The sequence below is a fragment of the Verrucosispora sp. NA02020 genome (assembly GCF_013364215.1).
GTDB lineage: Bacteria > Actinomycetota > Actinomycetes > Mycobacteriales > Micromonosporaceae > Micromonospora.
On record NZ_CP054923.1, the window covers coordinates 1,369,972 to 1,394,732 of the forward strand.

27 protein-coding genes, 1 tRNA gene, 1 other RNA gene and 1 pseudogene are annotated in these 24,761 nt (G+C 68.1%); 13 read left to right on the top strand and 17 right to left on the bottom strand.

From position 1 onward, the window contains the following. Positions 1-227 precede the first annotated feature (227 nt). The 7 genes from HUT12_RS05930 (at position 228) to HUT12_RS05960 (ending at position 5,850) form a co-directional block, all read left to right on the top strand. Positions 228-743: a PadR family transcriptional regulator gene (locus HUT12_RS05930; RefSeq protein ID WP_131054690.1), complete on the top strand. Its 516-nt coding sequence runs from the start codon at positions 228-230 to the stop codon at positions 741-743. Between the two features lie 84 nt (positions 744-827). Then, positions 828-1,949 carry a peptide chain release factor 2 gene (gene prfB, locus HUT12_RS05935; RefSeq protein WP_131054689.1) on the top strand — a complete coding sequence of 374 codons (1,122 nt, stop codon included), beginning with the start codon at positions 828-830 and terminating at the stop codon, positions 1,947-1,949. 118 nt (positions 1,950-2,067) lie between these two features. After that, positions 2,068-2,748 (top strand): cell division ATP-binding protein FtsE, encoded by a 681-nt coding sequence (gene ftsE, locus HUT12_RS05940; RefSeq protein ID WP_117229384.1) that lies wholly within the window; start codon positions 2,068-2,070, stop codon positions 2,746-2,748. Positions 2,749-2,816: 68 nt separating this feature from the next. After that, positions 2,817-3,692 (top strand): permease-like cell division protein FtsX, encoded by an 876-nt coding sequence (ftsX, locus tag HUT12_RS05945; RefSeq protein ID WP_131054688.1) that lies wholly within the window; start codon positions 2,817-2,819, stop codon positions 3,690-3,692. A 133-nt stretch (positions 3,693-3,825) separates the two neighbouring features. Continuing rightward, positions 3,826-4,305: an SsrA-binding protein SmpB gene (smpB, locus tag HUT12_RS05950; RefSeq protein WP_131054687.1), complete on the top strand. Its 480-nt coding sequence runs from the start codon at positions 3,826-3,828 to the stop codon at positions 4,303-4,305. Between the two features lie 107 nt (positions 4,306-4,412). Further along, positions 4,413-4,788: a transfer-messenger RNA gene (gene ssrA, locus HUT12_RS05955) on the top strand. A gap of 93 nt (positions 4,789-4,881) precedes the next feature. Next, positions 4,882-5,850, top strand: coding sequence for a hypothetical protein (locus tag HUT12_RS05960; protein ID WP_176092738.1), 969 nt, complete (start codon positions 4,882-4,884; stop codon positions 5,848-5,850). Between the two features lie 55 nt (positions 5,851-5,905). On the opposite strand, the gene mdlC is transcribed toward HUT12_RS05960, so the two are convergent. After that, the gene (gene mdlC, locus HUT12_RS05965) at positions 5,906-7,501 is read right to left on the bottom strand and encodes a benzoylformate decarboxylase (RefSeq protein ID WP_176092739.1); all 1,596 of its coding nucleotides are present in this window, start codon (positions 7,499-7,501) and stop codon (positions 5,906-5,908) included. A gap of 271 nt (positions 7,502-7,772) precedes the next feature. Between mdlC and HUT12_RS05970 the strand changes: the two genes are divergently transcribed. Together HUT12_RS05970 and HUT12_RS05975 are read left to right on the top strand one after the other, a co-directional pair. Then, positions 7,773-8,363, top strand: coding sequence for a YqgE/AlgH family protein (locus HUT12_RS05970; RefSeq protein ID WP_131053527.1), 591 nt, complete (start codon positions 7,773-7,775; stop codon positions 8,361-8,363). 100 nt (positions 8,364-8,463) lie between these two features. After that, positions 8,464-8,536 (top strand) — tRNA-Ala (locus tag HUT12_RS05975). 96 nt (positions 8,537-8,632) lie between these two features. Here the strand turns inward: HUT12_RS05975 and HUT12_RS05980 are convergent. From HUT12_RS05980 to HUT12_RS06045, 14 genes and pseudogenes are all read right to left on the bottom strand, one after another. After that, a complete protein-coding gene (locus HUT12_RS05980) occupies positions 8,633-9,769 on the bottom strand; it encodes a site-specific integrase (protein WP_176092740.1) in 1,137 nt (378 codons plus the stop codon). Beyond that, positions 9,770-9,979 carry an excisionase family DNA-binding protein gene (locus HUT12_RS05985; RefSeq protein ID WP_176092741.1) on the bottom strand — a complete coding sequence of 70 codons (210 nt, stop codon included), beginning with the start codon at positions 9,977-9,979 and terminating at the stop codon, positions 9,770-9,772. It lies immediately after the preceding gene. A 248-nt stretch (positions 9,980-10,227) separates the two neighbouring features. Beyond that, positions 10,228-11,342: pseudogene (locus tag HUT12_RS05990) on the bottom strand (AAA family ATPase). Next, positions 11,339-12,262 (bottom strand): bifunctional DNA primase/polymerase, encoded by a 924-nt coding sequence (locus tag HUT12_RS05995; RefSeq protein WP_176092743.1) that lies wholly within the window; start codon positions 12,260-12,262, stop codon positions 11,339-11,341. The pseudogene HUT12_RS05990 and the gene HUT12_RS05995 overlap by 4 nt, the downstream one beginning before the upstream one ends. A 15-nt stretch (positions 12,263-12,277) precedes the next feature. Then, on the bottom strand, positions 12,278-12,580 hold the full coding sequence (locus tag HUT12_RS06000; RefSeq protein WP_176092744.1) for a hypothetical protein: 303 nt from the start codon (positions 12,578-12,580) through the stop codon (positions 12,278-12,280). After that, positions 12,580-12,867: a hypothetical protein gene (locus HUT12_RS06005; RefSeq protein WP_176092745.1), complete on the bottom strand. Its 288-nt coding sequence runs from the start codon at positions 12,865-12,867 to the stop codon at positions 12,580-12,582. Before HUT12_RS06005 ends, HUT12_RS06000 begins: the two co-directional genes overlap by 1 nt. Beyond that, positions 12,864-13,106: a hypothetical protein gene (locus tag HUT12_RS06010; RefSeq protein ID WP_176092746.1), complete on the bottom strand. Its 243-nt coding sequence runs from the start codon at positions 13,104-13,106 to the stop codon at positions 12,864-12,866. The genes HUT12_RS06005 and HUT12_RS06010 overlap by 4 nt, the downstream gene beginning before the upstream one ends. A gap of 143 nt (positions 13,107-13,249) precedes the next feature. Continuing rightward, the gene (locus HUT12_RS06015) at positions 13,250-15,454 is read right to left on the bottom strand and encodes a cell division protein FtsK (protein ID WP_176092747.1); all 2,205 of its coding nucleotides are present in this window, start codon (positions 15,452-15,454) and stop codon (positions 13,250-13,252) included. Between the two features lie 97 nt (positions 15,455-15,551). Further along, the gene (locus HUT12_RS06020) at positions 15,552-16,019 is read right to left on the bottom strand and encodes a DUF3307 domain-containing protein (RefSeq protein WP_176092748.1); all 468 of its coding nucleotides are present in this window, start codon (positions 16,017-16,019) and stop codon (positions 15,552-15,554) included. A gap of 92 nt (positions 16,020-16,111) precedes the next feature. Next, the gene (locus tag HUT12_RS06025) at positions 16,112-16,303 is read right to left on the bottom strand and encodes a hypothetical protein (RefSeq protein ID WP_176092749.1); all 192 of its coding nucleotides are present in this window, start codon (positions 16,301-16,303) and stop codon (positions 16,112-16,114) included. Beyond that, positions 16,303-17,103 carry an ABC transporter permease gene (locus HUT12_RS06030; RefSeq protein WP_176092750.1) on the bottom strand — a complete coding sequence of 267 codons (801 nt, stop codon included), beginning with the start codon at positions 17,101-17,103 and terminating at the stop codon, positions 16,303-16,305. The genes HUT12_RS06025 and HUT12_RS06030 overlap by 1 nt, the downstream gene beginning before the upstream one ends. Positions 17,104-17,118: 15 nt before the next feature. Further along, positions 17,119-17,805, bottom strand: a complete 687-nt coding sequence (locus HUT12_RS06035; protein WP_176092751.1) for an NUDIX domain-containing protein — start codon at positions 17,803-17,805, stop codon at positions 17,119-17,121. Further along, entirely contained in the window at positions 17,802-18,176 is a 375-nt protein-coding gene (locus tag HUT12_RS06040; protein WP_176092752.1) for an RRQRL motif-containing zinc-binding protein, read from the bottom strand. The genes HUT12_RS06035 and HUT12_RS06040 overlap by 4 nt, the downstream gene beginning before the upstream one ends. Continuing rightward, positions 18,176-18,424, bottom strand: a complete 249-nt coding sequence (locus HUT12_RS06045) for a DUF6284 family protein (protein WP_176092753.1) — start codon at positions 18,422-18,424, stop codon at positions 18,176-18,178. The genes HUT12_RS06040 and HUT12_RS06045 overlap by 1 nt, the downstream gene beginning before the upstream one ends. A gap of 126 nt (positions 18,425-18,550) precedes the next feature. Here HUT12_RS06045 and HUT12_RS06050 point away from each other — a divergent pair, with 126 nt between their 5' ends. From HUT12_RS06050 to HUT12_RS06060, 3 genes are all read left to right on the top strand, one after another. After that, positions 18,551-18,964: an XRE family transcriptional regulator gene (locus HUT12_RS06050; RefSeq protein ID WP_176092754.1), complete on the top strand. Its 414-nt coding sequence runs from the start codon at positions 18,551-18,553 to the stop codon at positions 18,962-18,964. A gap of 74 nt (positions 18,965-19,038) precedes the next feature. Beyond that, complete coding sequence (locus tag HUT12_RS06055; RefSeq protein ID WP_176092755.1) at positions 19,039-20,526, top strand: helix-turn-helix transcriptional regulator; 1,488 nt, start codon at positions 19,039-19,041, stop codon at positions 20,524-20,526. Position 20,527: 1 nt separating this feature from the next. Beyond that, positions 20,528-21,466 (top strand): NAD-dependent epimerase/dehydratase family protein, encoded by a 939-nt coding sequence (locus HUT12_RS06060; protein WP_176092756.1) that lies wholly within the window; start codon positions 20,528-20,530, stop codon positions 21,464-21,466. A 290-nt stretch (positions 21,467-21,756) separates the two neighbouring features. Here HUT12_RS06060 and HUT12_RS06065 read toward each other — a convergent pair whose 3' ends face one another. Continuing rightward, complete coding sequence (locus HUT12_RS06065) at positions 21,757-22,977, bottom strand: hypothetical protein (RefSeq protein WP_176092757.1); 1,221 nt, start codon at positions 22,975-22,977, stop codon at positions 21,757-21,759. Positions 22,978-23,552: 575 nt separating this feature from the next. Beyond that, a complete protein-coding gene (locus HUT12_RS06070) occupies positions 23,553-23,960 on the bottom strand; it encodes a VOC family protein (RefSeq protein WP_131053528.1) in 408 nt (135 codons plus the stop codon). A gap of 74 nt (positions 23,961-24,034) precedes the next feature. Here HUT12_RS06070 and HUT12_RS06075 point away from each other — a divergent pair, with 74 nt between their 5' ends. After that, positions 24,035-24,613, top strand: coding sequence for a TetR/AcrR family transcriptional regulator (locus tag HUT12_RS06075; RefSeq protein WP_131053529.1), 579 nt, complete (start codon positions 24,035-24,037; stop codon positions 24,611-24,613). Positions 24,614-24,761: the final 148 nt, after the last annotated feature.

Here is a 24,761-nt window from a genome sequence, read left to right on the forward strand (position 1 = left end):
ATGTAAGGAGGGGTCCCCTGCTAACGCCTCGTGTATAGGAAGGGACCCCTCCTTACATCCGGGCCTCGGCGTCGGGGTGGGTGCCGGGGGTGTGGGTGGCCGGAACGGTGCAGGTGGGGCGGCTGCGGGGCACCGTCGTGCGCCGACAGTGCACATAGGAAACCCCAATGGGTGGCGAAACGGTGAAATCCTGGACGCCGGCTCAGCAAAGTGGCAGCGTAAGCGGCATGGCGGAATCCGGAGTCAACCCCACGGCGGCGGCCCTACTCGGGCTGCTCCACGAGGGACCCATGACAGGTGGCCAGTTGATGGCCGCCGCCGAGCGCCGACTGGCGCCGTACTGGTCGATGACCCGCAGCCAGGTCTACCGGGAGTTGCCGGTGCTGGCCGAGCGGGGCTTCGTCCGGCTGGGCAAACCCGGGCCGCGGATGAGTCAACCGTACGCGATCACGGCCGCCGGCAAGCGGACATTCTCCCGCTGGCTCGCGGAGGACCCCGGGCGGGACACCATCCGCAACCCGATCGCCCTGCGTATCGCCTTCGGCCAGTTGCACTCGTCGAGCCAGCTCAAGAACCTCCAGGTGGCGGCCAACGAGTACCACACCGAGGCCCTGGCCCGGGTCCGTGAGCAGGTCAAGAGCGCCAAGAAGGAAGGCGACAACTTCGACGCCAGCGCGTTGGAGTTCGCCGTGGCCTACCACAAGGCCGCCCTGACCTGGCTCAAGAGCGCCCCCGTCGGCTGACGACCCGCCCGGGCAGGGGGGATTTGGCCCGGGACTGCGGGGCTCGCAAGCTCACTCCTCGCCCGAGCAGTAGTCTTGTCTGTCGTGACCGCTGCCGACTACGCCGAACAGCTCAAGGACCTCGACGCCACCCTGCGCAACATCGAGGCGGTGCTCGACCTCGATCGCCTGCGCGCGGACAAGGCCCGCCTGGAGCAGGAGGCGTCCGCCCCGGACCTGTGGGACGACCAGGCCCGGGCGCAGCAGGTGACCTCCCAGCTCTCCTACGTCAACGGGGAGATCGACAAGCTCGGCAGCCTGCGCGCGCGGATCGACGACGCGAACGTGCTGTTGGAGCTCGCCGAAGCCGAGGCCGACTCCGGTGTGCTCACCGAGGTCGAGACGGAGATCGCCGGACTGGGCAAGGCCGTCCAGGAGATGGAGGTCCGCACCCTGCTCTCCGGCGAGTACGACTCCCGGGAGGCGCTGGTGGCCATCCGGGCCGGCGCCGGTGGCGTGGACGCGGCGGACTTCGCCGAGATGCTGCTGCGGATGTACCTGCGCTGGGCGGAACGGCACGGCTACCCGACGGAGGTCTACGAGACCTCCTACGCCGAGGAGGCGGGCCTGAAGTCGGCCACCTTCACGGTGAAGGTGCCGTACGCGTACGGCACGCTCAGCGTGGAGTCGGGCACCCACCGGCTGGTGCGGATCAGTCCGTTCGACAACCAGGGCCGGCGGCAGACCAGCTTCGCCGGGGTCGAGGTGCTGCCGGTGGTGGAGCAGACCGACCACATCGACATCCCCGAGAACGAGATGCGGATCGACGTCTACCGGTCGTCCGGACCGGGTGGACAGAGCGTCAACACCACCGACTCCGCCGTGCGGATCACGCACATTCCGACCGGCATCGTGGTGACCTGCCAGAACGAGAAGTCCCAGCTCCAGAACAAGGCGTCGGCGTTGCGGGTGCTCCAGGCCCGGCTGTTGGAGCGCAAGCGCCAGGAGGAGCAGGCCAAGCTCCAGGGCCTGAAGACCGACGCGGCGGGCTCCTGGGGCGACCAGATGCGGTCGTACGTTCTGCACCCTTATCAGATGGTGAAGGATCTGCGGACCGAGCAGGAGACCGGCAACCCGAGTTCCGTCTTCGACGGTGAGCTGGACTCCTTCATCGAGGCGGGCATCCGCTGGCGCAAGCAGCAGCAACTGGCCGGCGACAGTGCGTGATCGATCGTGGGCGGATTGCAGCATCGATCTCCACCTGACGTGCTGATTAGATGACATGGCCCGCAACGGCGGGGCGTGGGACTTGGCACGACAGTTACACCGCGTAGACTCACCACCCGTGATTCAGCTTGAGCAAGTGACGAAGACGTACCCGAAGGCGTCGCGGCCTTCGCTCGACAACGTGTCCGTGTCGATCGACAAGGGCGAGTTCGTCTTCTTCATCGGCCCATCCGGCTCCGGCAAGTCCACGATCATCAAGATGCTGCTCCACGAGGTGGCCCCCAACAAGGGTCGCGTCGTGGTGAACGGCAAGGACGTGACGTCGATGCGCTCCTGGAAGCGCCCGCACTTCCGTCGCTCGATCGGCTGCGTCTTCCAGGACTTCCGGCTGCTGCCGAACCGCACGGCGTACGAGAACGTGGCCTTTGCGCTCGAGGTGATCGGCAAGACCAAGGCGGTGGCCCGCCGGGTCGTGCCGGAGGTCCTGGAGCTGGTCGGTCTCGGCGGCAAGGAGCACCGTTACCCGCACGAGCTCTCCGGTGGTGAGCAGCAGCGTGTGGCGGTGGCCCGGGCGTTCGTGAACCGCCCGCTGATCCTGCTGGCGGACGAGCCGACCGGAAACCTGGACCCGGACACCTCCATCGAGATCATGCGCCTGCTGGACCGGATCAACCGCACCGGCACGACCGTCGTGATGGTCACGCACGACTCCAACATCGTGAACCAGATGCGGCGCCGCGTCATCGAGATCGAGAGTGGGCGCATCGTTCGCGACCAGGCCCGCGGCGTCTACGGGTGACGAGCGCAACCCACCGCACCCCGATCTGACGACGAACACCTCACGCCGGAGAGCCGGAGGAAATCCCGATGCGGATGAAATACGTCCTGTCCGAGGTACTGGTCGGACTGTGGCGCAACGTGACCATGACCATCGCGATGATCATCACGATGGGGGTCTCGCTGACCATGCTCGGCGCCAGCGGCCTGATCTACACCAAGGTCGCCGACATGAAGCAGCTCTACTTCGAGAACATCGAGGTCTCGATCTTCCTTGAGGCCGATGTCTCCGAGGAGCAGCGGACCGCGATCGCCGGCCAACTGGAGGCCGACCCGCTGATCTCGCAGGTCACCTATGTCAACAAGGACGAGGCGTTCCAGCGCTTCCAGGAGATGTTCCGCGACTCGCCGGACCTGCTGAGCGCGGTCAAGGCCGACCAGTTGCCGGAGTCGTACCGGCTCAGGCTGGTGGACCCGGAGCAGTACCGGACCATCGCCGACCAGTACACCGGGACGGCCGGCGTCGACCAGGTCGTCGACCAGAGTCAGGTGCTCGACAAGATCTTCAACCTCTTCACCGCCGGGCAGAACATCGCACTCGTCGCGGCCGTCGCGATGGCTGTCGCGGCGCTGCTGCTGGTGGCCAACACGATCCAGGTGGCGGCGTACAGCAAGCGGCGTGAGGTCGCGGTCATGAAACTGGTCGGTGCCTCCAACTGGTTCATCCAGGCACCGTTCGTGCTGGAGGCGGTGGTCGCCGGTCTGATCGGCTCGGTCCTCGGCCTCGGAGCGCTGGTCGCCTTGAAGGTGTTCCTCTTCGACGGCGCGCTCAGCGCTCTCCAGGGGCTCTTCGCGCCGGTGAGCTGGGGCGAGATCCTGCTGACCTTCCCGATCATGGCCGGTGTCGGTGGTTTGATCAGCGCGGTCACCGCCTGGGTCACCCTCCGCTTCTACCTGCGGGTCTAAGGCAGCCTCGGCAGGGCCCGCCGGCGTCGGAATAAACGGCGCGGGCGGGCCCTTGTCGTTCGGGTAGCATGATCTCCGCTCTGCGGCGGGCCGCGTCGCCGGCCGGGAGCGTTCACGAGAGAGGGGGCCGGCGATGCCACGGGAAAAGGGACGCAAGGTCGTCGCCTCCAACAAGAAGGCCCGGCACGACTTCGCCATCCTCGACACGTACGAGGCGGGCATGGCGTTGACCGGCACCGAGGTGAAGTCGCTGCGGGCCGGGCGGGCGTCGCTCGTCGACGCGTTCGCCCAGGAACGTGACGGCGAGATGTTCCTGCACGGGATGCACATCCCCGAGTACACCCAGGGCACCTGGACCAACCACGAGCCCCGGCGGACCCGCAAGCTGCTGCTCAAGCGGCTGGAGATCGACCGGCTGATCGGCAAGATCCGGGAGAGCGGTCTGACGCTGGTGCCGTTGCAGGTCTACTTCCAGGACGGCTGGGCCAAGGTGGAGATCGGCCTCGCCAAGGGCAAGAAGGCGTACGACAAGCGCCAGGACCTCGCCAAGCGGGACGCGGACCGGGAGATCGCGCGGGCCGTCGGTCGGCGCGGCAAGGGGATGGATAGTTGATTTGTCCGGATCATCCTTGTCCTGGTCGGTCGACCCGGGCTCGGGATGAATCCGGTTGCGGCAGGCGTTAGGCTTGTCGGAGTCGCCGGAGTCCGGCGGCACGTCGAGGGGGTGACTGGTTTCGACTTCGTGTGTTGCGGCAGGGGAAGCGAGCCGAGGAAGCCGACGTCGTCTCGAGAATCGTTCGTCGGAAACCAATAAGCGCCAAGAACAATCGCGCTGACTTCGCTCTCGCCGCCTGAGGCGAGTAGTGAGTCTGTCGGCCTGGGAGCGCCTTCGACCCAGATAGCCGGCATCAGCTAGAAGGCTGGCCAACCGGACCCGGTCGCGGGGTCCGTGCGGCGAGATTAATCAGCGACTGGGCCCGTCACACCGACTCGCTCGCGTGATCGGAGGGGCCGAGTAGAGGCACAGCGAGCTGCGCTCGGAGAAGCCCTGACAAGGCAGCGAAGGACCCGGGTTCGATTCCCGGCACCTCCACCCCCGTACTGCGCGCCCCGGTCGTCACGACCGGGGCGCGCAGTCGTTCCCGCCCCGGCTGCGGAACCCCGTCGGGCGTTCACCCGTCGAACCGGTATGCGCCGATCAGTCGCCCTGTTGGGCCTGCCCCTGATGATGATCGTGGCCGGATGCGCTCCGGTGGGAACCGAGCCGGACGAGTCCGGAGCCGCGTCCGGCCAGTCGGGTGGCCCGGAGGACCGGCAGGGGGCGTTCACCCGGCGGGCGGCGGCGGTGGCGCAGGCATGGCAGCCCGACGACGCGTGGACCACGGGATTCGTACCGTTGCAGGAACCCACCGTGCTCGTCGGCGACCCCGACTTCACCCCACAGACCAAGACCGCCTTCCAGGCCGGGTGGTACCGCGCCACCGTGGACCTGCCCGACCGGAAGCCGGCCGACGGCACCGTACGCTTCCCGGACGGTTCGGCACGGGTGCCGCTGGTCAGCGCGGCGCAGGCGTACCGCGAACTGCGCCAGGGCGACCCCGGCGCCTGCCCGGGGCCGACGGACCCCGCCATCCCGCCGGCACCCGCGCCGGGCGGTGGACCGGACAGCGCGGTCGGCAGCCGGCCGCAGGGTGACTGCGTCGCGCTCACCGTCACCAAGGTCGAACTGGGTACCGCGCCGGTACACACCGCCCGGGGGGCGGCGCAGGTGCCGGCATGGCTGTTCACCGTGCCGGAGATCGGCGCGGTGGTGGCCCGGGTCGCGGTCGCGCCCGAGGCGGTCGCCACCCCGCCCGCGCCGGTGCCGCCGTCCGAGACGCCCGAACCGGGCCTGGTGGGCGCGCAGGACATCGAGGCGGTCGAGGGGACGACGCTGAGGTACCGGCTCGGGGTGGGCAGCTGCGACACCGAGATCACCCCGTTGGTCTGGGAACAGGACCACGTGATCGTGGTCGGCGGCACGGTCGTGCCGCCGACCGGCGGCTGCGACGAGATGCTCAACCTGCACCCGGCCGAGGTGACGCTGAAAGCCCCGGTGGGTACGCGCCCCGTCCTGGACGTGCTCAGCGGTTCCCCGCTCCGCGTGGTCGCCGGCTGAGATGTAAGGAGGGGACCCCTGCTATGCACGAGGCGTTAGTAGGGGACCCCTCCTTTCACAAGATCGGGGGGATGTCGGTGCGGATGGGGACGGGCAGCACGGTCGGACCGTCGGCGCGCAGCGCGGTGCCGAGCGCCTCGCCGAGCCCGTCCGGAGTGTCGACCACGGTGGCGGCACAGCCGTAGCCCCGCGCGATCGCCGCGATGTCCAATCCGGGCAGGTCCAGCCCGGGTACGCCGGGCGTCTGCTTGAGGTCGGCGAACGCCTTGAGGATGGCGTACTGCTGGTTCACCGGCACCACCACGGCCAGCGGCAGCCGCAACTGGGCGGCGGTCCACAGCGCCTGCACGGAGTAGTGGAACGAGCCGTCGCCGATCACCGCGACCACCGGTCGGTGGCGGCCGGTGTCGCGTTGCGCCAGCGCGATGCCGACCGCCGCGGGCAGCCCGTAGCCGAGCCCGCCGCTGGCCATGGTGAAGTACGAACCGGGCCGGGTGAACCGCAGCCGCCGCCGCAGGGCGGAGAGGTTCGACGGCGACTCCTGCACCAGCACCCCGTCCTCGGGCCAGTGCGCGGCCAGCGCGGCGAAGAGGGCGTCGGCGCTGAGCGGGACGGTGTCCGCCACCGCCGAGGGCTCGGCGCGGACCGGCGGTGGGGGCCGGTCAGCGGGTGGCACCCGGTCGGCCAGCGCGGCGAGGGCGAGCCCGGCGTCGCCGAGCAGGCTGTCGCCGACCGGTGCCCGGGCCGCCTCCTCCGGGTCGTCGGTGACGTGCAGCAGGCGTACGCCGTCGGGCAGCGTCTCGCCCGGTACGTGCGGGTAGTAGCGGAACACCGGGGCGCCGACCACCAGCACCGTGTCGTGTCCGCGGAGGCGCTCGGCCAGCGGGGCGATCGCGAAGGGCAGGACGCCCTGGAAGTGCGGGTGGTCCTCGGGGAAGGCGGTCCGCTCGGGTGCGGGCGCCGTCCAGACCGGGGCGGCCAGCCGCTCGGCCAGCGCGACCGCGTGCTCCCATGCTCCGGCGCGGTCCACGGCGGCACCGAGCACGATCGCCGGTGACCGGCTGCCCGCCAACACCGTGGCGAACTCGGCGAGCCGGTACGGGTCGGGAGCGAACCGGGTGGCCACCGTGCGGGCCTGGGGTGGCGGGTCGGCGGGCTGGGCCCAGTCGTCCAGCGGCAGGGAGAGGAAGACCGGCCCGGTCGGCGGCTGGACGGCGGTGGCGAAGGCCCGCATCAGCGCCGCCGGTACGTCCTGCGCGCGGACCGGTTCGTGGGCCCACTTGACGTACGGCTGCGGCAGCTCGGTGGGGTGCCGGGCGGTGAGTCGGGGTTCGAGCAGCAGCATCTCCCGGGTCTGCTGGCCGGCGGTGACGATCAGCGGGGTCCGGTTGTGCCAGGCGGTGACGATGTTGCCCATGGCGTTGCCGGTGCCCGGCGCGGTGTGCAGGTTGACGTGGGCGGGCCCGCCGGTGGCCTGGGCGTACCCGTCGGCCATGCCCACCGCCGACGCCTCCTGGAGGGCCAGCACGTAGTGGAAGTCGTCGGGGAAGTCCTGGAGGAAGGGCTCCTCGGTGGAACCGGGGTTGCCGAAGACGGTGGTCATGCCGAGGGCGCGGAGCAGCTCGTAGGTGGTGTCCCGGACCGTTGTCATCGTCTTCGAATCTATCCGGGCGGCTCGGTCCACCAGGGGTTTTCGCCTCTGTTCGGCGGCCGGTAGGGCCCGCTGGCCCGGTTGTCGGCCCGGTTTCGCCGCCCCCCGCCGACACCGGTGTCGATCACCCGACGATCAGACCTTCGCGACCGCCGTGGACGCAGGCTATGGTGCCAGGCATGGCAAAGACAGCGTGGATGGTGCCGATCGGGTCCGCCGTCCCGATGTGTGGTCGCTTCCGCTGCCCGGTACACGGTTGACGGGTGCGGTGATGCAGGGAGAGGGGCAGGCGATCGGCGGACGGGCGACGGAGTCGATGGCGGGCAAGCTGATGGTGGCGACGCCAGCGCTGAAGGACCCGAACTTCGACCGCACAGTCGTGTTGCTGGTCGCGCACGAACCCGGCGGCGCGCTCGGCGTGGTGCTCAACCGGGCGACCGAGGTGGCAGTGGCCGACGTGCTGCGCGACTGGGGCGATCTGGCCCGCCATCCGGCCGTGTTGTTCGAGGGCGGCCCGGTGCAGCCCGACTCGGCGATCTGTCTGGCCCGGATGCGGCAGCCGGTCCGTCGACTCAAGGGCTTCCACCAGGTCTCCGGAGCGGTCGGCACGCTCGACCTCTCGGTCGACCCGCAGCGGCTGCGGGAGAGCGTGGAGAGCATCCGGGTCTTCGCCGGGTACGCGGGCTGGGGCGCGGGACAGTTGGAGCAGGAGATCGAGGACGGCTCCTGGTTCGTGCTGGACGCGCTGCCCGGTGACGCGTTCGTCGACCGTCCGGACGACCTGTGGCCGATGGTGCTGCGCAGGCAGGGCGGCATGATGGCCGCGGTGGCGCACTTCCCCCCGGACGTGGCACTGAACTGAGGGCTCCGACGCCGTCTCGCGGGGGACCCCCGCGAGATGACCATGCCGCCGACCGTGTGTATAGTTCTCCCAGTGCCCGGGCAGTCGGGCGCGACAGCAAGGGGCCGTGGCGCAGCTGGTAGCGCACCACACTGGCAGTGTGGGGGTCAGGGGTTCGAGTCCCCTCGGCTCCACCCTAGCGAAAAGCCCTGGTGAGAGATTAAATCTCCCACCAGGGCTTTTGCTATTCGTCAATATCTTGGGTCGCTATATGCCAGATCCGTGCCAGATCACGCGCTGATCTTGCCTCGCGCCTCTTCGATCAGGGCGTCCAAAGCGGCGGCGATGGCGTGATCGCGATCACGGGTCGCGTGCTGGTAGATCATCGCTGCGCGGGTGCTCGAATGGCCGATCCGGGCCATCAGTTCTTTGAGCGTGGCGCCACTCTGTGCCGACCAGGTACTGCCGGTGTGTCGCAGGTCGTGTAGGTGCAGGCCGAGGTCGGTCGGGACGCCAGCGGCGGCCAGGGCCTTTCGCCAGATCCGGTTGAAGTTGCGGCGGCGTGGGATGCCGCGCTGCGCGCCGAGGAACAACCGGCCGTTGGGACCGCCCTCGGCGAACTGCGCGAGGTGCCATTCCACGTCGGTACGTAGACCGGCTGGCAGGCTGATCGGTCGTTTTCCCGCCTCGGATTTCGGGTCGTCGTCAATCTGCGTGCCGTCCTCCATCTCGGCGGTAGCGCGGCGTACCCGTAGCTCCATCGTCCGCAAGTCGATGTCCCGTCGGCGCAGCGCCACCAGTTCACCGAACCGCAGTTGCGCGAACGCAGCGAGCAGCACGAGCAGTCGGTAGCGCGGTTGGATGGCTTCGGCAATCGCGAATACCTGGTGCAGCGTGGCCGTGGGCCGTTCCTCGGCCTTGTCCTGACCGGCGCCCTTGACGCGGCAAGGGTTCCGGCGTATCAGGTCGTCGTCAACGGCGGTGGCGAGAATCGCGTGAAGGATGCGGTACGTCTTCGCCACGGTCGGTTTTCCCACACCATCGGCCAGCCGGTCCGCGCGCCATTTCCGGATGTGCGGCGCGCTGATTTCGTTGAGCGGGTGGTCGCCGAGCTGCGGCCGGACGTGAAGGCGGATATGCCGCTCGTACTCCTCTCGCGTGCGTGCCTTGAGATCGCGCTCGCGCATCCACCGATCGGCGTACTCGCTCAGCGTGATCTTTCCCGCGTCGGGGTCGAGCCATTCACCGCGTAGCATCTCGGCCTCGGTTTCGACCAACCACTGTTCGGCGGCCCGCTTCGTGTCAAAGGTGCTCGGTGCCTTACGTGGCAACCCGTCTGCTGCGGTGTATCGGGCTTGCCACGCGCCGGACGGCAGCTTCCTGACGCTGCCGAAGCGGCGCTTACGCCCCTTGGAGTTGCCGGCCATCTAGGCGGCCCTCCGTGCCCGGCCGATTCGGCGCACCGGCGTGACGGTGCAGGAGTCGATATAGGCGTTCAGGACGGTTTCCGCGATCCGTACGTGTCGGCCGAACCGCTTGAACTCGATGCGCCGTTCCTCGATCAGCCGGCGCGGGAATCGGTCGGTGGTGCCGAGGCGAGCAGCAACTTCCGGGATCGTCAGGTACCTCTCCGGCATAGCGGGCCTCCTGTGGTGCGGCGTGCGGGTGGCGGGAAGGGTGTTCGTCGGCAAGCTGGCTGCCTTTCTGGTCGATTGCAGGGTTCGGGGTGGATCGATGGCCGGCGCTCTCAGCGAGCGTTAGAACGGCCCGCTGAGAGCGCCGTAGAGCCAAGATCTTGGGGATGCGAGGGTGATGGGTAGGGTCTGGGCTGAAACATGGCGGATGGCGTGTGTTTCAGCCGGTCTGCCGGGCCGGTTGCGACCGGTCAGTTGTCACTGGCCTGTCTCCGCGAATCGGTATCGTTTCCGCAGGTGCGTGCGGGTCTGGTGACTGCGGTGACTCGGGTGACAGCGGGGACAGCTAGGCGGGTACCCGGTATCGACCGCCGGGGTCGCAGGCGACTTGACCGGCGTCGAGCATTCGGCCGCAGGTCTTCTTGACGTTGTCGGCGGTGAGGCCGGTGCCTTCGGCGATGGCTTTGGGTGTGCTGCCGGGGAAGGTGCGTAGCCATCGCAGGATCGCGGCGCGGGTGTCGCTGACTTCGTGCTCTGCGGCCGGGCCGTCGAGCATGGTCCACGCGCCATTGGTCGGGTCGAACGCCAGGGCGTATTCGGACTCGTCCACGTCGCGGCCGGTCACGTGCAGCACCCCATCGGCCGACCCGCGCGGCCGACGTAGCACGAGCGTGGCGTCAGCGGCACCCGCGAGGCCGTTAGTGCCGGACACGGCTTCCAAGAAGTCGTCCGATCCGGCCTTGCGGACGTGATGCACCAGCACCACAGCCACGCCGTAGGCGTCGGCGACCTTCTTCGCCCGACCGACGGCCGCGTAGTCCGCGTCATAGGCCGACATGCCCGGTGCGGACGTGCCGCGCAGCTTGGCGAACACGTCGATGATGACCATGCGCGCCTCGCGGTTGCGGTCCAGCCACCCGGCGATCGCTTCGTCACCACCCTGCGGCAGCGGCGGGCACGAGGTGGCGAGGGTCAGCCCGGCCGGCGCGGGTCGCCCGGCGAGGACTTTGCCCATCCGCGACTGCAACCGGCGTGGTGTGTCCTCCAATGCGAGGTAGAGCACCGGGCCAGGCTCGGTGTCGATGCTGCCGAATGCCTGGCCACCGGCGGCAACGGTGAGGCCGAGGCCGAGGGACAGCCACGATTTGCCGACCTTGGGCGGGCCGGCGAGTAGGTTCACGCCCTCGGACAGCACACCGGGCACTGCCCACTTCGGCGGCGGGAACTCCATGGCCATGAGGTCGGCGGCGGTCCACGCGGTCCGGATACGGCCCGGCTCTCGCCGAATCGGGGCGATTACTTCGGCGGCGGTGTCGTCACCGGGCTGGATTACACGCAGGTCGGGACGCTCGGCAGGGGCGGTCATGCGGCCACGCTCCGGGGCCGACGCGCACCGGCCCTCAGCCCGGATGCGATGGTGCGTGCCGTCTCTGCCGGTCGCAGTCCGGCTGCCTGCGCGGCGTTGGTGAGAACCGAAGTGGCGTCGTCCTCGGTGAGCGCGCCACCGGCCACGAGTTGCCCGAGTGCCACCGCCGACACGTAGAGCGTGTGATTACGGCGTCCCGGCGCGGCGGTGGTGATCTCGGTGACCTGGCGGCGGATCGCGGCGTCGACGTAGGCGGCGCGCCGTCCGGTGCCGAGGTCGACCACCACCGGCCGCTGTGGCGGCAACGGTGCCGGGGCTAGCAGCGGCGCCAGCCATTCCGGCAGCGGCGCCGGGTCGGTGTCCAGATCGACGGTGTAGGGCCGTCCGGCGACGGTGCTGCCGGCGGCGACGACGTAACCGCCGTAGGCGCGGGTGTCGACCATCGGGCCGAGCATCCCGGCGGTGTTGCGCAGTTCGGGGCCGGTAGCCGGGTGCTGGTAGTAGAGGTGGGTGCCACGCCGTCCGGTGGTCGCGGTGTAGGTCGGGTCGATGGTTCCGCCGTGCCGGGCAGCCAGTTCGGTGAGCACACGCAGGCCGGAGCCGTATCCCTCGTAACCGGGCGGCATGGTCTGACCGGGCTTGCGGATGTCGAGGTCGATCACCACGAGCCGGGACGGACCGCACGCGATTCCGATGCCGTACGCGTGGACGGACCACGCTCGGCGGATGCGGTCCGGGTCGCAGGTGGCGCGCGGTTCCCACCCGAGGTGGCGGCCTGCGGTCCGGCAACGCGGGTCACGGCCGGTGCACTGGTCGGCGGGGTGGTCGGGAAATGCGGGTCGCTTGTCGTCGGAACGCAGCGGGAAGACGTGCCAACCACGCGCGGCGTGCGCGAGAGCGGCGGCGAGCAGATCGGACATTGGCGTGTCTCCTGATCAGGCGATGTGGCGTTGTGTACGGGCGGCATTGAGGTCGAGCAGCGCCGCGCCGGAGAGGTCCGGTGCCTGGCCGCTTCGTCGGGCGGTGGTGGCGACGGATACGCGTAGGTAGAGGCGGTGTCGGCCAGCGTCGGTGCCGGTCAGCGGGCGCCGGGTACCGCGTTGGGCGAGCCGGTGCCCGGCGGCGGTAAGCGCGGCTGTGGCGGCGTCCAGCTCTGCGGGGGTGCCGGTCAGCCAGATCTCCAACCCGGACAGTCGGGGATCACGTGGTGAGGCGCCGTCACGGCGTGGCCCGCGCATCAGGCGGCCCGCCTCGGTCGAGGTCGCGCCGCGATGGCCGCGCGGGTCACGGCCTGGCGAACGTCGCCGAGCAGGCCGACCAACTGACGGCGGGCGGCCGGTTCGGTCGGTGCGAGGGCGACCCTGACGCGTATCTCGGCGTGGTTGCGGCCGGCGGCGGTGCGGACCCGTACGAGTACGGCCCGAGCGTGGCCGGCGTCGATCAGGATTTCGTTGGATCGGTGTTCGCCGAGGCCGCAGTGGTGTCCACCGGCGCACCATCCGGTGTGCCGGTCGCGGCCGGTCACTGGTGGCCTGCCCGGTACTCGGTGCGGATGTACTCGATGAGTCGTCGGCCGAGGCGGGGCCGGTGGCCGGTGCCGTGGCAGCGGTGGCACTCATGCGGTGTGCGGATGATCAGTCCGCGTCGTTCGCCGGTGCCGTGGCAGGCGCGGCAGCGGGGCATCGGCGCGGCGTAGCAGAGGATCAGGTGCCACGCTGCGTAACCGGCGAGGGTGAGGCTAGCTAGCAGGGCGAGGGTGACCACGGAACGCCTCCCAGGGGCCGTTTCGGGGTGTGGAGGGCCGGCGCCGCTAGGGACTAGGGCGCTGGCCAGGTTTCGGATTGGTCGCTAGTGGTGCCGCTAGGTCTAGCGGGGTTGGCCGCTAGACCTAGCGGCGATCGGTGCGGCTAGCTGGCGGCCCGTCCACCCTGCTCGCGGTCACGCTTGGTGATCGCGGTGAGGATGTGTGCGCGGTCGATGCCGCGCCGGTTGGCGCCCTTGCCGGTGTCGGGGTCGGTGCCCCATACCTGTCCGGTGGTGACGCCGTACGGCTTGAGCGCGGCGGTCAACTGCTCCCGCGTCAAACCCGCGTACACCTCCGGCCGCAGTCCGGTGAGGCGTTCGCAGACCACCTCGGACCACAACTTGGCTTCGCTGTCGGACATCACGGCGGCGATGTCGTCCAGCAGCGTGCCCCGGCGCACGGCCACGGTGTCGACGGTCTGCCCGGCGGCGTGGCCCGTCAGGGTGCCGGCCTGCTCTCGGAGGGTGCGGGCGCGGCGGATGACCTGCTCTGCGGTCGGTCCGTCGATGTAGAACGTGCGGGTGATGGTCGGGTCGTCGCCTTCACCGGCGAGGTAGCCGATGCCCCGGTCACGGCGGGAGAACATGGTCGCTTTGATGCCGGCCTTGTGCATCGACGTGCCCAACACCATGTCGTTCTCGGTGTGGCCCATGACCTTGAGGCAGAACCGCAGCACTGCGTTGGCGCTGATGCCGGTCGGCAGACTCTTCGCGTCGGGGCGTTGGGTGGCCAGGATCAGGGTGATGCCGGCGGCGGGGCCACGCTTGATCAGGTCGGTGCAGATCTCCTCGAACTCGTCGCCGTACTTGGCGTGCTCAAACCACACCTGACACTCATCGACACCGATGACGATGGGCTGTAGGCCGAGGCGTTTCGTGCTGGCCAGGTCCGGGGTGACCTTGTTCTCTGGGCACAGGTCACGCGGCAACTCCCGGATCACCTTCGTGCGGCGCCGCAGCTCGGCGCGTACCTCGCGCATCGCGGCGAGGCCGTAGGCGATGTCTTCGTCTTCGTCACCGGCCCGGTAGCGGTGGCACACCGGCTCCAACGGCGACAGATCCCCGGTGCCCTTGAGGTCGAACGCCAGCACCCACGCGCGGGGGTCGAGGGTGGCGCCGAGCAGGGCCAGACGCAGCGAGAACGTCTTACCCATACGCGGAATCGACCCCACGATCATGGACGCGAACATCAGCGTCAGCGTGACCATCCGGCCGCGCGGGTCGGTGCCGAACGGGAACGGCTTGAACAGGTCCACCGCCCCCGACTTCAACAGCGGCCACGCGCTCTGCTTGGACCGCGACAGGTCCTTGTCCGCGACGAACAGCACCAGGCGGCCGGGGTGAACCTCGGCGTTGGCCTCGGGCCACACGCAGCCGAGCGGCCGGGTGAGCGCGGCGGCCAACTCTTCCCGCTTCTCGACCACCGCCGAGGCGGTCACCCCGCGCGGCAACTCGACATCGGCCCGCCAGCCGGTGCCGTTCTCCCGTGCGATGGGTGCGGGGAACCACCGCTTGCCGGTGTCGCCGCGCCGTAGTGCCTGGTTGATGCCGGAGATGTTGAGCGCGGCCAAAGCGCGCACCACCTCATCCGAGGTGAGCGGGGTGACCGGGTTGCGAACCACGGCGGTGTCGAGCAGCGGCCGGTCGGCCGGTGCGCCGAGCATCCCGAACACCACCACCACAACCGCGACCGTCGCCACCACGGCGGCGGCCGGGGCGGTGGCGAGCAGGCCGAGGCCGACCAGCAGGACACCGAAGGTGGGAACGGCGGTCAGGCCACGCCACCGCACTCGCCGATCCCGTTGCCGGGCAAGGGTTTGGTACAGGCGGGCCTCTTCCGGCCGGTCGATGCTCGCCCGCACCACGGACTGGCGGACGGGTTCGCCTTCCAGGTCGAACAGCCACCGCGTGTACCCGCGCGTCACGCGGTAGACGCCGACCGGGGCACGCCACGCCAGCTTCCCGGCATACTTCGGCACCCGCAGCGCGTGGTAGCCGGCGCCATGCGCGGCCAGCCCGGCCGCCCACGCCAGGTTCCCGGTGAACTCCGTGCGGGAACGCAGCCAGCCGGGCAGGATCGGCCGACGCTGCGCGTCCCGGAAACCGGTCAGGGTGAACCGTGGGCGGCGCTGCGCGTCGATGCTGTCGACCAGCATCGGCCCGCCCTCGGCGGTGTCGTCGGGGTCGGCACCGGCGCGGCGGGACCGGGCGGCGTCCAGGTCGACCACCTCGGCATCCGGCCCGGTGGCGTCAGTCAGGTCAGCTTCGGCGGCTTGCCAGTCGAAACGGTCGTCATCGGGGGCAGTCATGATGGGGGTTCCTCCCACGGGTCTGTCGGATCGGTAGGGGGCCGGCGGCACGGCCCGTGGTTTGCGAGGCCAGAGAGGGCCGTGCCGCCGGGCGGGGCTAGATGGCGCAGAACAGGGCGGCGATGAACAGCCACCCGACGTGCCAGGACTGATCCAGCGCGTAGGCCCCGGTGCCGAGTGACGGGTTGTCGTCGCGGCCCGGCCGAGGTACGCCGAGCAGGTAGAACCGGGCGCTGCCGGTCTGGTCGGCGAGCCACCGCAACGGGGCACGTCGGTCGGCGATGTAGTGCGTCACGGCCGAGATACCGAGTCCGACCGTGACCCCGGCCGGGTCGAGGCGCAGGCCGGTACCGGCGATCAGGAACACCAACGCCAGCAGCGCCGTGCCGGTGTAGGTGGCCACGTGCGCGGCGCAGGCGATGCGGCCGGGCCAGCCGGGCTGGCCCTTGCAGTCGGCCTGATGCTGGGTCTGAATCCAGTGGTCACCCACCTGATGAGCGACGTAGAGAGCGACGAACACGGCCGCGAACACGGCAGCGCGGGAACCGGTCGGGTCTGCGAACATGGATGGCCTCTCCTGAGGTCTTGAAAGGGCTGAGGGGTGAGACCGGCGGCACGGCATCGGTTACCAGGCCAGGGGCCGTGCCGCCGGGCGAATCAGTCGCTGATCGTGGTGCCGTCTGCGCGTCGCTGTCGCTCGTCGGCGGCCCATCCGTGGATCTGCCCTTGCGCCTGCGGCGGCAGATTCCGCCAGGCGGCGCGGGTGGTGTCGTCGCGGTGGGTCTGGGTCACGGTCCACTCGGCGACGATGTTCACCAGGTCTTGTCCGGTCGCCTTGCGCTTGCCCATCAGTGGTCCTCGCGAACGAGGTGGGCCAGAGCGGCGCCCATGCCGAGTACGGCGACCGGCAGGCACGCCACGGCGGTGGTGATCCACCACGGGGCGGCGGTGACACCGGCCGCTTCCAGCAGGTGATAGGCCACCTGCCCGAGCGCGCCGACCAGGAGTGAGGCGATCGCAGACCACTTGGCGAACCGCAGCGCGCGGGGTGGGACGCGGCCGGACAGCCACACGTACAGGGCGTACGCGCCGTACGTCTCCACACCGATCGGAAGGGTGATGGCGGAGTTGATGGAGAAGCTGTCCCAGATGCCCGGCAGGGGGTGGACCACCCCGAACCCGGTGAGTTCGCCGAGTCCGACCCACCCGGACCAGATGGCGACGAACGCGGGCAGCGCCAGCAGCACCACCGGCCACACCACGGCGCGGCGGGCGGGCCGTGGCGTGATGTTGGTGCCCGGGTCTGCGACGGGTGCGGGCTGCGCCTCCACCGGCGGCGCGATGGTGTCGGCGGGCGGCGGCGGGTCCACCACCGGGACGGCGGGGGCCGGATCGGTCGCGGTGGACTCATCCGGGTCCGCCGGGGGCGGGGTGGGCTCAGGCGTCGGGTCGGTGTTGGGCGTCGGGGGCGTGTCGGGGGTGCGGGTCAGTTCGGCCAGGATGGCGTCGGCCTTCGGGCCGCCGACCCGCAGTTCCTTCTTGATGCGGTTGCGGGACGGAACCGTGCCGAGCCGGTCGGCCAAGTCCCGCGCGGCGGGTACCAGTTCGTCCACCGGCTTCGGGTACGCGGACAGGGTGGGGGCAGTCATCAGAGTGACCTCCGGTCAGTGGTCGAGGATGTCGGCGAGCAGGCCCCGGTGCGCGGGGAACAGGTCACCGTCGAGGTAGTGCCGCAGGTACTCGATGAGTCCTTGGTAGGAGTCGGCGCGCACCCACGAGGCGCGGCGGGCGTCGTCGCGGCCGGTCACGTCGGGCAGGCCGCGCCAGCCGTGGCCGAGGTCGATGCGGACCGGGGTGGTGACCATCCACGCCTCATCCGAGGCGCGGGGGTCGGGCACGTAGCGGGCCGGTAGCGTCCTGACCCACGGATCGGTGGGGTTGGCGACCAGGCCGGTTTCCTCGGCAAGTTCCCGGAACGCGGCGTGCGTCGGGTTCTCTCCGGGGTCGACGTGGCCACCCGGCAGCGCCCACCCGTGGTCGTCGTCGCGTTCGATCAGCAACAACCACCGGTGGTTCAGCACCCAGCGGTGGCCGTGGTCGGTCCAGGCGGTCACGATCGCGTCGGCGGCCTGCGCCTCGCCCCAGTGGCCGAGTTCGTTGCGGCCGTAGCGGATACCGGTCGGCGCGTACGGGTTGACCGGCCGACCATCCACCAGCGGGAACGGGATCGCGGCGGCGGCGCGGCGGGTCGTCCAGTCGATGTCGGCCGGGTTCATGGTCGGATCGGCCCACGACGCACCGGCGGCGATACCGGCCAGCACGGACGGATGGGTAAAGGTGCGAGCGCTCATGCTGCTCCCTTCATCGGGTAGGCGCAGTCGACGCACTCACCGAGTGAGCGCGGGATGCAGTACGGGCGGACCACACCGCACACGCGGCAGGTGCGGCGGGCGGTCAGGGCGGCGGTGATGGCGCGCATCTGGGCGGGGGTCGCGGTGCGCTTCGGCCGGGCCAGCTCCACCCGGTACAGGTACGCCACCCGGTTGCCACCGACGCCGCGCCAGAGGATCTGCGCGGCCACCGGCTGACCACCGGGCCGCAGCCCAGCGGCACGCAGCTGACGACGGGTGGCGTAGCCGGCGGGGGCACCCTTCCACCAGAAGGTGGGGATGCCGTACTTCGTCCCGTCCGGGTCGTGGAAGGCGGCGCGGATGCGGGACATCAGGCCGCGCGGTCCGGGCCGGTGGTGCGGGTGGCCACCTCGGCGGCGGCGCGGGTCACGCGGGCCTCGGCCCGGCGCAGCCTGCGCCAGTCCAGGGCGGTCGGGCCGCCGTGATCCTCGGCGTTGATCAGGGTGATTTCGGCGTCGAGGACGTCCAGTTCGGCGGCGATCAGCGGCCACTCGGTGGCGATCGCGGCCAGGTCGGCGGCGGTCGGCTCAGTGGTGACGAGTGCGAGGCGTTTCCGCACGGGAACCTCCAGGGCAGGGCCGGGGATAGCTGATTTCAGCGCTAAAATTAGCGCTGATGTTGCACGATGTCAACGAGGGAAGAAGCTAGGATCAGCGGATCAGTACGTCAGAGGTGGAGGCATCGGGTGGAGGATTGGCAGGCCGTGGCCAGCGCAATCAACGGCCGGATGGCCGAGTTGCCGTTGACTCAGCAGGAACTCGCAGAGAGATCCAAGGTGTCCGTTGCGACCCTGCGTGAGTTGCAGTACGCCAAGGCGAACCGGAAGCGTTCGACCCGCACCCTCGCTGCGATCTCCCAGGCACTGGACTGGCCAGACGGTTACCTGCAAGCGGTTCTGACGGGCGCCACGCCACCAGGGGCGCGCACGGGGGCGGGAGTGCCGGACGGCTCGTCGGTCGTGCTTGCCCGACTCGATCAGCTCCACGCCGAGGTTCGTCGGCTTGCCGATGCCGTCGAGCGGATTGCTGTCGATGTCGGTCATGGAAACAAGGACACCAGTTCACGGCGCGCACCCAAACGCCGTGCTGAGGGCAGCTAGGGCGCATCCACTAGGCACCGACTAGGCACGCTCGGCGGAACCAGTCGCTGACAACGCCGGAGGGGAACGAAGAGTTGGCTGCTCGCGCCAAAGACGCCACGCCCAATCTCGCGCTCTACAACCTGCGTGATGCGGCGGGAGAGTCCCAACAGGACGTGGCCGATGCCCTGAACCGCCTAGGCGCGGCACGTGGGAAGAGGCTGGCTGTCACGGCCAACCAGGTCAGTCGGTGGGAACGCGGCATCACCTTTCCATCCGCGCTCTACCGGCAGTTGCTCGCAGAGCATTTCGGCGTCACTGTGCAAGACCTCGGCTTGACCAGGCAGCGCATCACACCGCAGCGAAGCGAGAAGGCTGAGAGCGACGCGGGAGGCTTTGCCATCCATCCAGAACCCGTATCTCATCCGCAAGCCGAGGACAGCCAGGAAGAGTGGCGGACCGTCCGGCGGACGCTGAACGCCTACCGCGTCCAGCTCGCCCGCGAGGCGGCCCGGTTGTACGAGCCAGAGCATCGAGTAGGGGATAGCGGACTGATCGCAGCGCCGGCTTGGCTGCCGGCGGCACCGATCGAGCTGGGGCAGTTCGGGATCGCGCACGCGGCGGATGGGGCCTCGCCGGCGGTTACTGGCACCGAGGATGCGGCGACAGCCGTTCGTCCGCTAGCTGCCGATGGCCGGCGACACCAGCGCTACAGCCTCGCTCTCCGGGATGTCGAACAGCCTCGGCTCTTTGAGAACCGGCTTGCGTGGCACCTCACCGATGTTGATTGGAGTCACCCTGAGCGAGCGCTGACATTCTCGACTGGCACCTACTTCGGAGCCGTCGATGTCTCCGAGGCGCTGGCTCATGAGATGGCCATGTTTCATATAGCTGGCGATGGAAGCGGGATCTTGCCGGCGTCCTGGCGCAACTTAGCGCTCCGTCGGCTGGTCAGTGATCCGTTTACGCCGAGCCGCCGGGCAACGGCGTCCTCAACCGACACGTTGACGCTTCGAGTAGATGAAGACGGTGTCTCTTTCGTTCTGCATAACCGCGCTGCTGGGAACGTGGCAGTAGCCGGTGGAATGCTGCACATCATGCCTGCCGGGGTCTTCCAACCGTCGAGCATTCTTCCCGCTGCACAAGCTGCCGATTTCGATCTGTGGCGCAACCTGATGCGAGAGTACAGCGAGGAATTCCTGGGTAACGCCGAACATGGCGGTGAGGGAGAACCGGCGGACTACTCCATCGATCCGCTGGCTTCCTTCGATCGGGCGTACGCTGCTGGCGGAGTTCGTGTCTACTGCCTCGGCGTCGCCCTTGATGCCCTCACGCTGTGGGGAGAGATCCTGACCGTGGCGGTCTTCGACGGCCCAACTTACGACCGGTTGTTTGCCAACATGGTCAGCGCCAACGCCGAAGGAACCGTGGTCACGACTGGCCGAGTAAAGCCCGTCCCTGCGTTGCCGTTCACCCGCCACACTATCGAGGAACTGGCTGCCAGCGGCAGGCTGGCCCCAGCAGCGGCCGGATGCATGCAACTCGCATGGAAGCATCGCCGCACGATCCTAGGGAGAGGTTGACGTGCACGTACTGGTCACCGGTGGGCTTGGATTCCTGGGACGCGCTGTCACGCTCGAAATGCTTGCAGCTGGGCACCATGTGACCGTGATGACCCGTGGGCGAGTCGATACCAAGCCACCGGTTGGCGCCGATTTGGTGACGGGCGATCTTCGAGACCGCGAGCGGCTCTCACGGATCATTCAAGAGTCTGAGTATGAGGGCATTGTGCACCTTGCGGCTCTGACTAGCGGTCGAGGCTCCCTTACCGACCCGCTTGGCTATTTTGACGTAAACACGGCAGGTACTCTCAACCTACTAATGGCACTGGATTCGCTGCGGAATTCGAGGCCACCTGTCTCAATGGTCTTTGCATCGACCAACATTGTCTACGGATCTCAGTACAGCGGGGCACTCTCTGAAGATCTCGCAGCCCATCCCGAAAGTCCATACGCCGCATCCAAGGTTGCGGCCGAGCAGCTGGTGGCGGCTTACGCGGCGACCGGCGCAATGGGGGCTGTCACCGTCCGGCCATTCAACATTTCAGGCGCCGTGGACGGTGTAGCAGACACCGATACGGCTCGGATCATCCCCAACATCTTCCGAGCTATCACGGGTCAGCTCAATTACGTTACGCTGAATGGTGACGGATCGGCGGTGCGCGACTTCGTGCACCTGGCAGATGTGGCAAGCGGCATTCGGCTTGCTCTGTCAGCGTGTACTCCTGGCGCCAGCCAAATAATTAACCTTGGATCCGGCACTGGAACGAGCATGGCGGCAGTAGTGGCGACTGCTGAGCGGGTCACTGGTCGTCCGGTGACGGTGAGGCGCATGCCGCCCAAGTCAGAGCCACCGAAGCTGGTCGCGGACATAAGCCGTGCACACGCCGTTTTGGAATGGCGCCCAGCTAGATCTGACCTAGGCGAGATGCTCACCGACGCATGGAAAGCATGGCAGCCCTGACTTCCTCTGCACGGGCTGTTTTGACGGTACCTTTTGGCGGAGCTTCCGTAGCTTGGTGGTGGCCGCGAGTCGGGTAGTGTCACCAGTGTCACCCTGTCACTCGATCCACGTTGAGCTGCGGTAGCACTTCGAAACTTGGTGACATGTCAGAGACAAGTGCGTCGTTTGACGACCGATCTGGCTGTCGCCAGCAACCTAGCGGCCCCTCGACGGCTCACGCCTGAATGACCTTCCGGCGCACGTTGGCCAGTCTCCGACATGTCCCCAATGGTCGATTATCGGCGCCACAGTCAACCGGCGAGTGTGGTAGCTATCGCTCCTGCGATTGCACCGATTAGAGCGGCAGCAGCACCAAGAGCCGTTTTTGACGCCATGTCATAGGTGTCTTGGCGGGCGGCGCTCTGTTCCACTGCGGCTTTGATGAAACTAAGATCCAACGATTGAATCGCGCCGTCGTCGTCGAGCCGGTCACGCTCAAAGAGGCTGCCTGTCTCGTATCGATTGACTGCGTCTTCGAGTCGTCTGTGCAGTTCGGACCAGTCGCGTTTGCTTGCCTCGATCTGGGCAAAGCTTAACCAAAGAAGGGCTATCAGTTGACTGGCTCTACGCCTTTGGGTTCTTTTGTCTCGCCATGTCACCACGCGACGCCACCAAGGCAAATGAATGCGTTGGATGCTGAGTATGTTGAGACTCAGCAACTCCTCGGTCATGCTCCGTGCAGACTCTTCGATTTCCCTTATTCGCCGGGCTTGATTTTTGTATTCCGCGAATATCTCGGCTTCGTATCGGAGATCATTTGCTATTGATTTCGCGATTTCATTAGGTTCGTTTGGTGCGTGAAGATGCACATCAACGAATGAGCCATTTTTCTTATACTCGTTCGCGTCGGTCACCTCATCGCAAACGTGAACAACCATTGTGGTGTGCGCGAAGCCGTTGGTGCAGTTTGGACTGCATGGCTGTGCGTATAGTTCGAACCCCGCAGTGTTTGCAACATCGCTCAGTATGTCGATTGCAATATGGCCCCCGGATCGAGGAAACGATTCACCTTTTTGGTGGGGCCACGTCACGATCATCGTTATCCCATCCCAGGCAACCCAGTAATCATCCGAGGGGATGTCTAGATGCCCCCTAAAAGGTTTTTGGTTTTTTCGGGGTACCTGCACTTTGAAGACGATGGGCTCGGAAAATTGTAGAGCCTTGATTTCATTTCCGCTCAAGAAGCTTGGCTGGGAGGCGTCGTGTCGATATATGCGGCGGGTTCCCATGCGCTTCGACTCGAACTCGGTCGATACTACCTCCGCTATGCGATAGTCGGCCTCTAGTGCATCTTTTAGCCTACTCATGACGGTTTCAGGTTGCGGAAACTTGCGGGCTATCAGCATAAATGTCCCGAAGCGGGCAAGATGCAAGCCATCTGGCGCGTGTTTTCCTACTACCCCCTTTTCCTGGCGGCGTGTGAGCTCACGCCCTGCGCTGGCCGACGGTTGCTGGGTCTTTCTGTCTGCCACCAGGAGTTCTCCTTTTCGAGCAGCGCTGATCCTTCAACGGGCGCTGAGCGCAAGCAAGCATAGGTCGCGCTGTACGGCCTGCCCCCCTGCCGCTTCGGTCAAAACTATGGATCAATCGGCGGATGCGGACGGTCGCTTCTGCCATCGGTTGGCGCCGATTAGTGCAAGAAAGCGAACTAACTTCATATCCTCTTTCTGTCTGTCCGGCGGGGCTGCGGAAGCATGTTGCGGTGCAGTGGAAGTCCAGGCAAGCCATCCATGCTCGTGCCAGATTCATGCCAGGTGCATCGGTCGGGACCGGGGAGTTGCGGTGAACGCGAGATCCATTCGCACTTCTTGGCTGCTGACGGACTTCTGCTGGTCGGCGCAGGCCGGGAGATCCCCCCTGGCAGTGTGGGGGTCAGGGGTTCGAGTCCCCTCGGCTCCACCGAACGCACCATGTGCGAACCGGTGGTTTGTTCCTCGTAGATGCCCCCGCCCGGGTGGGACGGGGGCATCACTGTGTCACCGGTGGCATACGCGCCCCGGTCCGGGAGCACGCCGCCACCGGGCTGCGGGGATTCGAGCCGGCCGGGTCACGCCTGGCGGTAGGCGTCCTGGTATCCGCCCTGGGGCGGGATCGGTTGGATGACGTCCAGCAGCACCCCGTCGGGTGCGGCGACGATGAAGTGCCGCTGCCCGAAGTCCTCGTCGCGGAGTGCCAGCACCGGCGTCAATCCGGCCTCGTCGGTCAACCGGGCATGGACCGCGTCGACGTCGTCGACCTCGAGGTTGACGATCACTCCGCGCGGCAGCTTCCGGTATCCGTCGGGGATGGTGGTGTGGTCGTGGGCGAGGATCGCCAGCTCGAAGGTGCCCAGGCGCAGGCTGACGTACCAGTCGGACTCGTAGGTCGGCTCGAAGCCGAGCACGCGCCGATAGAAGCCGGCTGCGGCGGCCACGTCCTGGGACGTCAGGACCGGGTAGAAACTGGTGACGGTCATCGAATGCTCCTTTACGTACACTGTGCATGTATCGCTGCACACGATACATACACTGCGTACGTAAAGGAAGCTCCATGCCTCGCGCCACTGCGGCTGCCGCCGCCCGGACCGCCCAGCAGGTCCTCGATTCGGCGATCGACCTCTTCGCCGCCAGGGGATTCGCCGACGTCTCGCTCGACGACGTGGCGCGATCCGCAGGAGTGACGCGGGGCGCGGTCTATCACCACTACCGGAACAAGCCAGGTCTGTTCCGTGCCGCCGTGGCGCAGCTCCAGGCGCGTGTGGCCGCGAGCGTGGTGGAGGCGGCCGGTCGGGCCGGTGACGATCCCGGTGAGCAGCTGCGGGCGGGTTCGCATGCGTTCCTCGACGCGATCACCGCCCCGTCCGTCGTCCGCATCCTGCTCGTCGACGGTCCGGCCGTGCTGGGATGGGAGCGCTGGCGCCTGCTCGACGCGGAGCACTCCGCCGCTCACCTCAGTGAGGCTCTCGGTGCGGTGGGTGTGCCGGACGGCCTCCTCGACGCGTTGGCGGCGCAGTTGTCCGGGGCGATGAACGAGGCCGCGCTCTGGGTCGCGCGACACGACGACGCCTCGGCCGCGCGCGAACAGGCGCACTCGGCCCTCGACCGGCTCCTGGCCGCCGCGCTCACCTGAGGGTGCACGACAGTCCGAGTCGCCAGGTGGGTCGAGAAGCAGACCTTTCGGAAGTGTGGACAGATAGATCTCTCAGCTCTTGGGTTGATGGTCCATCTGCATCGTTGACACTCTCGCGATATATAAGTCAGACTTTTCGCGGGAGGTC

Coding starts and splice junctions, on each gene's coding strand:
- HUT12_RS05930 (WP_131054690.1), top strand. CDS start 228: ATGGCGGAATCCGGAGTCAACCCCACGGCGGCGGCCCTACTCGGGCTG.
- ftsX (WP_131054688.1), top strand. CDS start 2,817: ATGCGGATGAAATACGTCCTGTCCGAGGTACTGGTCGGACTGTGGCGC.
- smpB (WP_131054687.1), top strand. CDS start 3,826: ATGCCACGGGAAAAGGGACGCAAGGTCGTCGCCTCCAACAAGAAGGCC.
- HUT12_RS05960 (WP_176092738.1), top strand. CDS start 4,882: ATGCGCCGATCAGTCGCCCTGTTGGGCCTGCCCCTGATGATGATCGTG.
- mdlC (WP_176092739.1), bottom strand. CDS start 7,501: ATGACAACGGTCCGGGACACCACCTACGAGCTGCTCCGCGCCCTCGGC.
- HUT12_RS05970 (WP_131053527.1), top strand. CDS start 7,773: ATGCAGGGAGAGGGGCAGGCGATCGGCGGACGGGCGACGGAGTCGATG.
- HUT12_RS05980 (WP_176092740.1), bottom strand. CDS start 9,769: ATGGCCGGCAACTCCAAGGGGCGTAAGCGCCGCTTCGGCAGCGTCAGG.
- HUT12_RS05985 (WP_176092741.1), bottom strand. CDS start 9,979: ATGCCGGAGAGGTACCTGACGATCCCGGAAGTTGCTGCTCGCCTCGGC.
- HUT12_RS05995 (WP_176092743.1), bottom strand. CDS start 12,262: ATGTCCGATCTGCTCGCCGCCGCTCTCGCGCACGCCGCGCGTGGTTGG.
- HUT12_RS06000 (WP_176092744.1), bottom strand. CDS start 12,580: ATGCGCGGGCCACGCCGTGACGGCGCCTCACCACGTGATCCCCGACTG.
- HUT12_RS06015 (WP_176092747.1), bottom strand. CDS start 15,454: ATGACTGCCCCCGATGACGACCGTTTCGACTGGCAAGCCGCCGAAGCT.
- HUT12_RS06020 (WP_176092748.1), bottom strand. CDS start 16,019: ATGTTCGCAGACCCGACCGGTTCCCGCGCTGCCGTGTTCGCGGCCGTG.
- HUT12_RS06025 (WP_176092749.1), bottom strand. CDS start 16,303: ATGGGCAAGCGCAAGGCGACCGGACAAGACCTGGTGAACATCGTCGCC.
- HUT12_RS06030 (WP_176092750.1), bottom strand. CDS start 17,103: ATGACTGCCCCCACCCTGTCCGCGTACCCGAAGCCGGTGGACGAACTG.
- HUT12_RS06035 (WP_176092751.1), bottom strand. CDS start 17,805: ATGAGCGCTCGCACCTTTACCCATCCGTCCGTGCTGGCCGGTATCGCC.
- HUT12_RS06040 (WP_176092752.1), bottom strand. CDS start 18,176: ATGTCCCGCATCCGCGCCGCCTTCCACGACCCGGACGGGACGAAGTAC.
- HUT12_RS06070 (WP_131053528.1), bottom strand. CDS start 23,960: ATGACCGTCACCAGTTTCTACCCGGTCCTGACGTCCCAGGACGTGGCC.
- HUT12_RS06075 (WP_131053529.1), top strand. CDS start 24,035: ATGCCTCGCGCCACTGCGGCTGCCGCCGCCCGGACCGCCCAGCAGGTC.